General features: G+C 29.3%; 16 protein-coding genes. 1 reads left to right on the top strand and 15 read right to left on the bottom strand.

Features of this window, described 5'->3' with window-relative positions; genetic code table 11:
• On the top strand, nt 1-998 hold a 998-nt coding region (locus tag LJD32_RS13295), incomplete at its 5' end, for a family 1 glycosylhydrolase (protein ID WP_227392619.1).
• Between the two features lie 21 nt (nt 999-1,019).
• On the opposite strand, the gene LJD32_RS13290 is transcribed toward LJD32_RS13295, so the two are convergent.
• The 15 genes from LJD32_RS13290 to LJD32_RS15675 all read right to left on the bottom strand — a co-directional run bounded on the left by LJD32_RS13290 (nt 1,020) and on the right by LJD32_RS15675 (nt 12,438).
• Nucleotides 1,020-1,529 carry a pyridoxamine 5'-phosphate oxidase family protein gene (locus LJD32_RS13290; protein ID WP_227392618.1) on the bottom strand — a complete coding sequence of 170 codons (510 nt, stop codon included), beginning with the start codon at nt 1,527-1,529 and terminating at the stop codon, nt 1,020-1,022.
• A gap of 11 nt (nt 1,530-1,540) precedes the next feature.
• Nucleotides 1,541-2,317, bottom strand: coding sequence for a Cof-type HAD-IIB family hydrolase (locus tag LJD32_RS13285; protein ID WP_032091158.1), 777 nt, complete (start codon nt 2,315-2,317; stop codon nt 1,541-1,543).
• A 121-nt stretch (nt 2,318-2,438) separates the two neighbouring features.
• A complete protein-coding gene (locus tag LJD32_RS13280; RefSeq protein WP_264472168.1) occupies nt 2,439-3,047 on the bottom strand; it encodes an MATE family efflux transporter in 609 nt (202 codons plus the stop codon).
• Nucleotides 3,048-3,167: 120 nt separating this feature from the next.
• Entirely contained in the window at nt 3,168-3,296 is a 129-nt protein-coding gene (locus LJD32_RS13275; RefSeq protein WP_318532681.1) for a hypothetical protein, read from the bottom strand.
• Nucleotides 3,297-3,355: 59 nt separating this feature from the next.
• On the bottom strand, nt 3,356-3,694 hold the full coding sequence (locus LJD32_RS13270) for an MATE family efflux transporter (protein WP_227392620.1): 339 nt from the start codon (nt 3,692-3,694) through the stop codon (nt 3,356-3,358).
• Between the two features lie 83 nt (nt 3,695-3,777).
• Nucleotides 3,778-4,083 carry a cysteine-rich small domain-containing protein gene (locus LJD32_RS13265; RefSeq protein WP_227392616.1) on the bottom strand — a complete coding sequence of 102 codons (306 nt, stop codon included), beginning with the start codon at nt 4,081-4,083 and terminating at the stop codon, nt 3,778-3,780.
• Nucleotides 4,067-5,389 (bottom strand): glycoside hydrolase family 32 protein, encoded by a 1,323-nt coding sequence (locus tag LJD32_RS13260; protein WP_227392615.1) that lies wholly within the window; start codon nt 5,387-5,389, stop codon nt 4,067-4,069. The genes LJD32_RS13265 and LJD32_RS13260 overlap by 17 nt, the downstream gene beginning before the upstream one ends.
• A gap of 59 nt (nt 5,390-5,448) precedes the next feature.
• Nucleotides 5,449-6,243 (bottom strand): HAD family hydrolase, encoded by a 795-nt coding sequence (locus LJD32_RS13255; RefSeq protein WP_032091155.1) that lies wholly within the window; start codon nt 6,241-6,243, stop codon nt 5,449-5,451.
• Between the two features lie 9 nt (nt 6,244-6,252).
• Complete coding sequence (gene noc, locus LJD32_RS13250; protein ID WP_227392614.1) at nt 6,253-7,026, bottom strand: nucleoid occlusion protein; 774 nt, start codon at nt 7,024-7,026, stop codon at nt 6,253-6,255.
• Between the two features lie 9 nt (nt 7,027-7,035).
• Entirely contained in the window at nt 7,036-7,740 is a 705-nt protein-coding gene (gene rsmG, locus LJD32_RS13245) for a 16S rRNA (guanine(527)-N(7))-methyltransferase RsmG (RefSeq protein WP_022000792.1), read from the bottom strand.
• Nucleotides 7,741-7,742: 2 nt separating this feature from the next.
• Nucleotides 7,743-9,605: a tRNA uridine-5-carboxymethylaminomethyl(34) synthesis enzyme MnmG gene (mnmG, locus tag LJD32_RS13240; protein WP_032091152.1), complete on the bottom strand. Its 1,863-nt coding sequence runs from the start codon at nt 9,603-9,605 to the stop codon at nt 7,743-7,745.
• Between the two features lie 114 nt (nt 9,606-9,719).
• The gene (locus tag LJD32_RS13235; protein ID WP_227392613.1) at nt 9,720-10,334 is read right to left on the bottom strand and encodes an RpiB/LacA/LacB family sugar-phosphate isomerase; all 615 of its coding nucleotides are present in this window, start codon (nt 10,332-10,334) and stop codon (nt 9,720-9,722) included.
• Nucleotides 10,335-10,383: 49 nt separating this feature from the next.
• On the bottom strand, nt 10,384-11,313 hold the full coding sequence (locus tag LJD32_RS13230; RefSeq protein ID WP_195933414.1) for a G5 domain-containing protein: 930 nt from the start codon (nt 11,311-11,313) through the stop codon (nt 10,384-10,386).
• Nucleotides 11,314-11,324: 11 nt separating this feature from the next.
• Nucleotides 11,325-12,083 (bottom strand): TatD family hydrolase, encoded by a 759-nt coding sequence (locus LJD32_RS13225; protein ID WP_032091149.1) that lies wholly within the window; start codon nt 12,081-12,083, stop codon nt 11,325-11,327.
• A 259-nt stretch (nt 12,084-12,342) separates the two neighbouring features.
• Entirely contained in the window at nt 12,343-12,438 is a 96-nt protein-coding gene (locus LJD32_RS15675) for a hypothetical protein (protein ID WP_412531062.1), read from the bottom strand.
• Nucleotides 12,439-12,452 lie beyond the last annotated feature (14 nt).

Here is a 12,452-nt window from a genome sequence, read left to right as displayed (position 1 = left end):
AAACAATTGATTTCTTTGTTAAATTTGCAGAAGTATGTTTCAAAAGATATAAAAACAAAGTTAAATACTGGATGACTTTCAATGAAATCAATAACCAAATGAACTTTATTAACGACATTTATGGTTGGACAAACAGTGGAGCTCATTTTGGAGACTATGATAGTCCAGAAGAAGCAATGTATACCTGTGGACATCATACATTAGTGGCTTCAGCTAAAGCGGTAAAAATAGGTAAAGAAATCAATCCTGATTTCAAAATTGGAAATATGATTTCTATGGTTCCAATTTATCCATTTAGTTGTCGTCCAGCAGATCAAGTATTAGCACAACAACAAATGCATGATCGTTTCTTCTTCTGTGATGTACAATGTCGTGGACATTATCCTGCTTATGCTTTAAAAATGTTTGAAAGAAATGGATTTAATATTGATATTACAGAAGAAGACAAAAAAGTATTAGTTGAAGGTACTGTTGATTATATTGGGTTTAGTTATTATATGTCGAATACTGTAGATTCTAATTCCATTAGAGATATTTCTATAACAACAGATGGATCAAGTAAACATTCAGTTAAAAATCCTTTTATTCACGAAACAGCATGGGGATGGGCTATTGATCCAGAAGGATTAAGATACACTTTAAATATGTTCTATGAAAGATATGAAAAACCATTGTTTATTGTAGAAAATGGTTTTGGTGCTATTGATGTAAAAGAAGAAGATGGTTCTTGTCATGATCCATATCGTATTGATTACTTAAGAGCTCATATCGAAGAAATGAAAAAAGCTGTTGAAGAAGACGGTGTTGATTTAATGGGATATACTCCTTGGGGATGTATTGACTGTGTTTCATTTACAACAGGTGAAATGAAAAAACGTTACGGATTTATCTATGTAGATAGAGATAATGAAGGTAATGGTACACTTGAAAGAAGCAAAAAAGATTCTTATGATTGGTATAAGAAAGTTATTGCTTCTAACGGTGAAGAACTAGATTAAAAGGGCTAATTACAAGCCCTTTTAATCTAGTGAGATATGTCTTTTTACTTTTTCTTCAGGATGAATATTATCTCTTCGTTTACCTGTCATATCGAGCACTTTAACACGAAAAACTTCTGTTACTTTTGCGACTTTTTCATTGAATTTAAAATCTTCTTCATGATAATGTCTCATTAAGATTTTTAACGCATTAATCTTATTTTCATCTTCAACAAATTCTACAATACCATGTCCAATGACACTTTCATACCCCATTGTACATGACATTCTTTCATCATACATAATAATATTATGTTCACAATCCATTTCAAAAGTAACTTTATTATTTTTTCTTATTAAATCAAGTTTTGTTCCTACTTTGGCACTATGAAAATATAGATAAAGTTGTCCTTCTTCTACATCTGTTCCAAAGTTTAAAGGAACGATATAAGGAAATTCATCATCAAATAGTGCTAAACGACATGTATCACACTTTGCAATAATTTTCATCATTTCATCAAAATCAGTAATTTCTCTATCTTTTCTTCTCATACTCTTTTCTCCTAGTCAATAAGATTAAAATGTTTTAATCCTTTTAAAATTCCTTCTTTTTCAACATCATCACAAATATAACATGCATGTTGTTTTACTTCATCACTGCCATTTTCCATCACAATAGGATAACCTACGACATCTAACATTTCAATATCATTATGTCCATCACCAAAAGCCATTAATTCTTCTTTTTGATAACCAAAATGTTTTGAAACAGCTTGAATAGCCGCTGCTTTCCCACCTGTTTTGGGAACAATATCATAGGCATAGTCATGCCATTTTGTGACTTTGACATGTTTGGTATTTTTTATAATTTCTTTTATTCCTTTTTCATCTACATAAGGATCTACTTGGTAAATGTTATCTATATTGATTTGATTACTTATTGGTGGAATCATTGTTGAAATAGATGCTTGAGCATCTATGACTCTTTGATTTACATGAGTAATATACATTTGATTGCTTTCAATAAATAAACAAGGATAATTATTTTCTTTTACAATCTTTACAATTTCTTTTAAATCCTCTTGAGGTATTTTATTATCATAAATAATTTGTGAACCTATTGTACAATAGCCACCATTTAATAAAAGATAGCCATCAAATTCAAACTGTTCAACAAGTTTTAATTCTTCTAGCTCTAACATATGTCTTCCACTGGCTATAAACAATTGAATTCCTTTTTTCCTTACTTGTTTTAATCCTTCAATCACTTCTTTTTTTATAGAAGGTCTTTTCCCCGAAATCAATGTTCCATCAATATCTAAAAATATCGCTTTAATCATTTTCATCACCTATCTTTAATCATAAAGATTCAAAATAAACTAAGCAATAGAATTTATAAAAAAGATATATTGTTACAAAAAAAATAAAATATTTCTTTTTTATAAGTAATAATGTAACTTCTTACTGTTTAACTTTATCAAATTTTGTTTTCTTAAAATAAATAAAGATCATTACTAAAGAAATCATTGTAGATAATGGGGCTGCAATTCCCATATGGAATAATGTTACGTTTGGTATTTTAGAAAATAATAAAGTTAAAGGAATTCTTCCAACAAAAGCCACTACTAAACTATGTACCATCGTAAAGACAGTTCTTTCGTAACCATTTAAATACCCATTAATACAGAATAAAAAACTTGTAAGTAAACAATCAATAGAATACGTTTTTAAATACAAGGCACCATTTTTAATACCATCTTGATTATTGGTAAAAATACGCGTAAGTATTGTTCCATCGATTTCACAAATCGTTGTTACAACAATTGCGAAGGCAAGAGATATCATGATTGCATATTTTAATGTTTGTTTAGCACGCTTATATTGTTTAGCTCCTACATTTAAAGCAATAAGAGAAGTTAAAGCACTTCCTAAAGCAATGGCTGGTAACATTAAAAATTCCATTAATTTTCCAACAACACCTAAAGAAGCAGAAGCAATTAAGCCCATTTGATTAACAATAATCGTAATAATTAAAAATGATATATTAACATGTACACTTTGTAATCCCAAAGGAAAACCTATTTGCATTATCTTTTGAATATATTTTGAAAAACAAATATCTTCTTTATAAAAAGAATAACCAATTCCTTTTTTACATAAATAAACTAATGCAAAGAGAAAAGAAAACTCTTATGCTGATACAGTGGCAATAGCTGCTCCTTTTGTTCCCAAATAAAAATATCCTACTAAAACAAAATCAACAATAATATTAATGATACACGCAATAAAAACAAACAATAAAGGTGTTTTACTATCCACTAATCTTCTTAAAATACTACTGACAACATTATATCCGACAATAAAGATAATATACTTAATTAGCTTTTCGTTGCTTCAATAGCTTCTTTTGGTGTATTCATTAAAAGTGTAATTTCATTATTAAAATACAACATCACAAAAGTTAAAACTAAAGCAATGATTAAAAATAAAACAATAGCTCCACCAATCGTTTTCGATAAATCTCGATAAGATTTACTTCTTAGATATTGTCCTAATAAAACCGTAACCCCTGTAGTAAGTCCTAAAATAAGATTAGTAATTAAAGCCATCGTTTGACTTCCTATCGAAACTCCTGAGATATCAAAGGTATGTCCAAATTGTCCTACAACAAATAAATCTGCCGAACCATATAATACTTGTAATAAGTTTGAAAACATATAGGGCAAGGCAAATATCATTAATGCTTTAAAAGTCTTTGTTCCATAATTTCCTCCTAAAAAAACTGGATAAGGTCTAAACCTTATCCAGCATTGTCTTCAATACCCTCTGGTGCTTCTTTCTTATCATTTGTATCTTTATTGTCAAGTAATTGAAAAGCTTTTACAACATCTTGATAACGAGAAATAATATAATCATAGTTTTCTTTTTGATGTGGTAAAGTACATCCACTACAATCTTTAATATTTCCTATCATTTTATAATGACCTTTACAATCTTTTAAAATATATAATGGGCAATAACAAAACAAACAATTAATTTCATCTAATTGATGACAAGGATAATACTCACATTGTTTATGACTAAAGAATTTATAATGATCTGACATAGACTTTATACTCTGTATTTTGAATAATAACTTGATCATTTAAATCATAAACAACTTGTGACATCACATATTCACCACCATTAATATAGATTTCAAAAACATGATGATCATAATAAAGTTCAATATCATAATGTCCTTGTAATTTAGGTGAAATAACATCATTACATACTTTATTTTCTTGAATAGAGACTTCTTCTCTATTTAAATGGAGACAATCATCTTGAATATCAATTTTAAAACCACCAAGATTTAAAGAACTATCCTTATTAAGTGTTGTCTTTAATTGGAATGGTTGATCAAATGAAATATCTTGAATTTCTTGATTAAATGAATTTTTAATTTCAGGATAAAGTTCTTGAATAATCTTACCCTCTTTTTCTTTTAAAACTCTTGGCATAATAAACATCCCAACCCATTCTTCTCCTTGAACTGGTTTTCTCATTCTAAGCCAACCAAGTAAAATTCTTTCATTATCTTTTGATAAGAACGTTTGTGGTGCATAGAAATCTAAACCATGATCTAAATAAGGCCAATCACCATGTTCTTTAATAGTAAGTGTATCTTCCTCAAAATCAATCGGCATATAACGCGCATTACTATTTGGTTTTGGTGGTAGATCTGTATTTTCTGGTGAGAAAATCATAAAGAATTGATTATTGATTTTAAAGACATCTGGACATTCCCACATATTTCCAATAGTTGGTTCTTGATAGCTGTTTTTATATTCAAAATGAATTCCATCTTCACTTTCATAAAAAAGAGCTTTTCCACAATAGTCATCTTCATAAGCGACTTTACTACCAATGACCATGGCATATTTTCCATCTTGTTTTTTCCAAACCTTAGGATCTCTGGTATGACGGTAATCGCCAAGATAAGCTTCTTGAATCATGGGAATAATTTGTTTTTTATTTTTAACATTATCAAAATGAATTCCATCACTACTTACAACGAGTGCTTGTGAGGCTCTTAAATCATCATCACTATATTGATTATGTACATTACTTGGATTTTCTTTAGCGTATTTAATAGCTGTATAATAAAGATAAAGTTGACCATCGATTTCAATTGCTGATCCTGAAAAACATCCATTTCTATCAAAATCTTTAGATGGATATAAAGCAATTGGAAGATGTTCAAAATTGACAAAATCTTTTGTAATAGCATGTCCCCAATGCATTGTTCCCCATTTATTATCATATGGGAAATGTTGATAAAAGATATGATAGTTTCCTTTATAATAAATAAGTCCATTTGGATCATTGATCCAATGATAAGGTGCTGTAAAATGTAATTTTGGTTTCATAGTCTTCCTCCTTGTTTTAACGTCTTTATTATACAAAAAAAACAATGCTTACGCATTGTTTAATAGTTACCTTTTAAAATTTCTTTTATTTTTAAAATAACGCCATCATTTTCATTACTATCAATCACTTGATAAGCAACCTCTTTAACTGGGGGCATGGCATTAGCCATCGCATAACCATATTTTACAGTTTGTAACATTTCGTAATCATTCATTTGATCACCAAAAGCACCTGCTTCTTCATTAGATATTCCTAACAAATCTAGAAGATGTTGTAAGGAAGTTCCTTTATTAATTGTCTTATAAAAAATATCAAACCAAACATTTCCTGTGGTTACAACTCTAAATTTAGGATTTATCCTTTTCTTGATCACTTCAAGTCTATCTTCAATTTTACCATCAAAGTTAGCAACTGAAAATTTTAATATTTCATCATCTATTTCATCAAATGAGTCTACAAAAACAATATTTTTAATAAATAATGTAATAAAATCTTTTCTATCTTCAAACTTCTTTAAAATATAAGCATGCTTTACTCCTGATACAACTAACATACATTCTTCATCTTCTTTTAAAATATTTAATGCATGTTGATAATCATCAGTTTCTAAACAATGTTTATAAATAACATCTCCTCGATAGACAATCTTTGTTCCATTTTCACAAAGATAATAAAGATCATCTTTAATATCATCATCAAATTTACAAACTAATGCTTCATATTGATTTCCTGATGCAATGACAAATTGTATATCTTTTTTTAACATTTGTTTATATAAATCATTAAATTCTTCACTGTAGGATTTATCATCTCTTAGAAATGTTCCATCCATATCTGTTGCTAGTAACTTCATCTTAACCCTCTACTTATGTATTCTAATTGTAATAACATATTCATCTTCTAAATCTTCTGTTTCTTGTTGAAGTGATGTTCCTGTTTTTTCAATCATTCCAATTGCTTGTTGTAATGTATTTAAAGCAATTTTCACATTTCTTGAAATTGTTTTTTTAACATCGGCTGATGCTTTTTTCTTTTTAGGTTTTGGTTCTTTTTTAATAAGTCTTTCTGTATCAGCTACTGTTAGTTTTTTCTTTAAAACTTCTCTTAAGACTTCTTGTTGTTTTTCTTCATTTAATGAAAGCATTGCTCTAGCATGTCTTTCTGTTATTTGTTTTTGATTTAAAGAAAATTGAACATCTTCACTTAATTTTAATAATCTTAATTTATTCGCAATCGTTGATTGTTTTTTACCAACAATATCTGCAAGTTCTGTTTGACTATAACCATATTCTTTAATTAAAGCTTGATAAGCTTTTGCTTCTTCTAATGGTGATAAGTCTTCTCTTTGAATATTTTCAATAATAGCAAGTGTTTGTGTTTGTTTATCATCATAATCTTCAATAATACATGGTACTTGTTTCATATTTAAAGAACAACAAGCACGATATCTTCTTTCACCTGCAATAATTTGGTAAATTCCATTTACTTTTCTTACAACTATAGGTTGTATTAAACCATTTTCTTTAATAGAAGCAGCTAATTCTTCAATTTTTTCTTCATTAAAAACAGTTCTTGGCTGATTCTCATTTGCTTGTATTTTATTAATATCTATATTTTTTAATTTATTATTAAACATGATACCCTCCTACAATGGACTCTTTTTTATTTTAGAAAACATTCTTGGATACTTCTTTGGTGTTTCTTTTACTTTTTTAATAATAATATTACTTCTAAAATCATCATGATTTGCAAGTGTAAAATCATGTGTACTTTCTATTTGTCCACCTAATAATTGAATACCTTTTTTAGCTTCTTTTACTTCTTCTGGTGCTTGTCTTCCTTTTAAAGATAAGAAATAACCATTCTTTTTAACAAGTGGTAAACAAAGTTCATCAAGAATATTTAAACGTGCTACCGCTCTTGCCATCACGATATCAACACTTTCACGATGATCTTTAGCGTATTCTTCTGCACGTGCAGCCACTGCTTGACAGTTATCTAATTCCAGTTCTTTAAATAAATGATTTAAGAAAGTAATTCTTTTATTTAAGGAATCAACGATTGTAATCTTTAAATTTGGATAAAGGATTTTTAAAGGAACTGAGGGAAAACCAGCACCAGCTCCTACATCAATCAAGGTTTGATTATTGAAATCAAAATCAAAAGCAATCGTAATTGAATCATAGAAATGTTTTAAATAAACATCTTCTTTATCCGTAATTGCTGTAAGATTCATTTTTTCATTCCATTCAACTAAGATTTCATAATATTTTTGAAATTGTTGAAGTTGATGTTCACTTACTTCGATTCCTTTTTCTTTAAGTATATTTTGAAATTCTAATTCATTCATTCTTATTCTCCGTTATATTTTTGTTTTAAATAAATTAATAAAACTGAAATATCTGCAGGATTGATTCCTGATATACGAGAAGCTTGACCAATGGTAAGTGGTCTAATTTCTGATAATTTTTGTTTTGCTTCTAAAGCTAAGTTTTTAACATCTTCATAATCAATATCTTCTGGAATATGTTTTTCTTCCATTTTGATTTGTTTTTGCGCTTGTCTTTTAGCTTTTTCAATATATCCTGCATATTTAATTAAAATAGTAATTCTTCTTCTTTGTTCCTCACTTAATTCAGGTGCATCAATATAAGGTAACATCATATCATAAGTGATTTCAGGTCTTGTAATAAGTTCTTTTGCAGAAACCCCTTCTTTTAAATGCGAAGAATTGTTTTGTTCTAACATTTCATTGATATCATCTTTTGGGGTAAAACGAATAGTACTTAAACGTTCAATTTCATCATAGATCCCTTTCATTTTAGTTTGATATCTTTGATATTCTTTATCTTTAACAAGTCCAATTTTATGACTATAATCATAAAGTCTTTCATCAGCATTATCATGTCTAATTAATAAACGATATTCCGCTCTTGATGTAAGCATACGATAAGGTTCTTTTGTTCCTTTAGTAACAAGATCATCAATCATGACACCAATATAAGCTTCATCTCTTTTTAAGACAAGAGGTGCTTCATTTCTTACTTTAAGTGTTGCATTGATACCTGCCATTAAACCTTGTCCAGCAGCTTCTTCATAACCACTTGTTCCATTGATTTGCCCAGCAGTAAATAAGTTTTTAATGACTTTGGTTTCAAGTGATGGCCATAATTGTAATGGATCAATCGCATCATATTCAATCGCATAAGCATATTTTAAGATTGTACAGTTTTCTAATCCTGGTAAAGTACGAATCATTTGTTCTTGGATATCATGTGGCATGGATGTTGAAAAACCTTGTACATAGATTGAATTCATTTCTTTTGATTCAGGTTCTAAGAAGATTTGATGTTGTGGTTTATCTGAAAATTTAACAACTTTATCTTCAATGGATGGACAATAACGTGGTCCAATTCCTTTAACAAGTCCACTATACATTGCACATTTTTCTAGATTATCATGAATGATTTTATGTGTTGTTTCATTTGTATAAGTTAGATAACATGGTGTTTGTTTTTCAATAGGAACATATTCATCTGTGGTAAAACTAAAGGCTAGTTTTGCATCTGTTCCTGGTTGTAATGATGTTTTTGAATAATCTATACTATTGATTTCAACACGTGGTGGTGTTCCTGTTTTTAATCTTTGAATTCTAAATCCGTAATCTTTTAATTTTCCAGATAAGAATTTTGATTCTTTTTGTTGATCTGGTCCACTAGCATGTTTACTATGTCCAACAAGAATTTCTGCTTTTAAATAAGTACCTGTTGTTAGAATAACAGTTTTCGATAAATAAGTTGTTCCATCATCAAGAATAACTCCTTTAACTGTTTGATCTTCAACAACTAAATCTTCAACCATCCCTTCAATTAAATCGAGGTTTTCTTGTTCCTTAACCACTTTTTGCATATAACGAGGATATGCTTTTTTATCAGCTTGTGCTCTTAAAGATTGGACTCCTGGTCCTTTTGCGGTATTTAACATTTTCATTTGTAAGTAAGTCTTATCTGCTGTTTTAGACATTTGTCCACCAAGAGCATCGATTTCTCTTACAATGATTCCTTTAGCAGGTCCACCAATAGAAGTATTACATGGCATTGACCCAATATTATTTATATTTGATGTGACAAGTAATGTTTTTAATCCCATTCTTGAAGGTGCTAAACTAGCTTCAATTCCAGCATGTCCCCCTCCGACAACTATTACGTCATACATATCACTTACACTCCCTTTCAATTCTTTTCCATTGTACACCAACATTGCTTTTTTGACGAGGAAAAAAGATGAGTTTCGTACGTTTTATCACTCTTTTTTCATAAAAAAACAGGATTACCTCCTGTTTAAAATCCATTGTTTTATTCTTTGATCTTTTCCTTGTTCTAAAATATAATCGATCACATTCTTTTTAGATAAAACTTTATTAATGAATGATGAATCAATTTCATTTAAAAACTCAATAATATCTTTTTTACATAATTGATTTAAAGCTTTTATTTTCTTTGTATCTTCTTGTTTTCGCTTAGCATCTTTTAAAGGATACCCTATTCCAAAAGGTTCTTCAAATAATTGTTGGAGAGTTGCTTTTAAATTAATTTCACCAGCCCATCCATAGTTAAGACCTAATGGTAAAGAAGCCACATTACCATCATTGATTCTTCCAAATAAATAAGCATCCTGTGGTGTTGGTAAATAGCCACAAATTAAATTTGGTAGACTATTACAAGCAATCATCATTCCTTGTCCTGAAGAACATCCTGTCACTATAAAATCTACCGCTTGGCTTGAAATCAACAAACAAATTTCTAAAGCAATTTCAACATAGGAATAATTTTCTTCATCTTCAAAGCAACCAAAATTAATAACTTCCCCATAATCTTTTGTACATTCATATAAAATAGTATTTTTTTCTATTTGCGACGAAGCTTGAATAACACCTATTTTCATATCATCACCCCACAAAAAAAGTATACCTCATTTGAGATATACTTGTTATCTATTTCCAAAAATTCTTGCCACTACCAACAGATACGATTTCAAATTGTGTATTATTTGACGTACCACCTTTAAAGTATTTGCCAGCTTCTGTTCCATTAAAAATATCAATATGATTTTTCTTAATAGCTCCACCTCTATCAACAACAATACCATACGCTGTTGATTCAATACCTAAGTTGTGATTTGTAATCTTAATAATTGTTCCAAAAGGAATAGATGGATCTGCTGCTAAACAATAATAACTTCCACCATTATAACTTAACTTTGCACTATGACTTCCTTTAACACCACTTGTTGGTGATAAAGAAATCCCTGATGATGAAGTTCCATTTCCTCCTGCACAATCGCCACCATAAGTTGTCAGTTTTCCAGTAAAATAAGCCCCAGGTTGAATTGTCCCATGTGCAATAATCGTATCTGTTTTTTCAGTTACAACTTCACTTGATAACAATTCTTTTTTGACAATTTTACCATTTTCATAAGTGACTTTCACTTTATTATTAATTTGTCCTCGTTGTCCTTGTTGAACAACTTCTGTTGTAAATAAATGTAAACCTGTTGTTTCAATCGTTTGAGAATCAACATACTGTATTTCTTCTACTTCTTCTTCGCTAATACGATTGACTTGAAGTAGATCTTTACTTTGTACAATATAAGCCATATCTTTATTAACTGTATCTTTAGTTCCTAAGTTTACATCTAATTCTTTTAATACATTTTTAACAGTATCTTGTCTAACTAAATAATCTTTAGCTTCTTGACTACCATCTTGATACTGAATTTCAATAGTTTCTTTATAACCTTTAATTTCTTGAGTTGCGCCTGATGTAACAGTTGTAGCCATAACCATTACATAGACAATCATAATCATTAATACCCCTTTCAGTCGGGGGTCTGCATCTGAAATGATTTGTTTAATTGTTTTCATTAATTTTCCTCCTATTTAATGCCAAATACTTTTTTAGCATTAAACGTTGTCTGACTTGCAACGCTTTCTATCTCCATGTTCTTTAGCTTCGCTATTTCCTGGGCAATATACACAACATTTGCAGGCTCATTTAAACTACCACGATATGGATGTGGTGTTAAATAAGGACAGTCGGTTTCAATTAATAAATGCTCTAAACCTATTTTTTCTGCCACATCTTTAGGAACTCTTGCATTTTTAAAAGTGACTGGTCCAGCTAAAGAAATATAAAAACCTAAATCAATAAATCTTTTAGCCATTTCCACCGATCCACTATAACAATGCATAATTCCTGGATGTCCATTTCTTTTAAGCACTTCATAAGTATCTTCATAAGCATCTCTGCAATGAATAATAATTGGTTTTTGATGTTTTTTAGCAAGATCAACTTGTTGTTGAAAAATTTCTTTTTGTTTATCGCTAGGAACATCATCCCAATAATAATCCAATCCAATTTCACCAAGTGCTACGACCTTTGGTTCGTTTAAGTACTCATCGATGATTTGTAAATCTTGAGTAGTTGTGTTTAAACAGTCATTAGGTCCAATACCTACAGCAGCATAGATAAAGGAATGCTCTTTAGCAATTTCAACTGCCTTTTTGGAAGACTCAAGATCATACCCTACAACAACCATCATTTCTACTTGATTGTCCAAAGCATGTTTAATAAATTCATCTCTATTTTCATATAATTGTTCACTATTTAAATGACAATGTGTATCAAAGTACATAAATCTCACCCCGGTGAATACTAACAAAATATCTTTATTTTGTCAAATTTCTAAAAAAATACTCCTATTAGAAAATATTTTTTCTTCATTTTATCAACACTTTTTTGAATGAATAAAAATGTATCTTGTCAATTTTTAGGATTTAAACAAATATATGCTTATAAATATGGTATTTTATGATATGCTCATTATAATATATGCCCACTTTTTAAATTTATGATACAAAAAAAAGAAATCCCGTAGGATTTCTCATTTCATATTATTCAATACTTATTGTAGAAGTATTTTCAATTTGTTTCATATCAGATTTAGGTACTGATAAACGAAGTACTCCACCTTCATATTTAGCTTTGATATCTTCTTTTGGAA

This window comes from Faecalibacillus sp. TM498, assembly GCF_020589955.1.
Classification (GTDB): domain Bacteria; phylum Bacillota_I; class Bacilli_A; order Erysipelotrichales; family Coprobacillaceae; genus Faecalibacillus; species Faecalibacillus intestinalis.
Note: the sequence above shows the minus strand (reverse complement) of the source record. Positions and strands in the feature narration are given on the sequence as shown.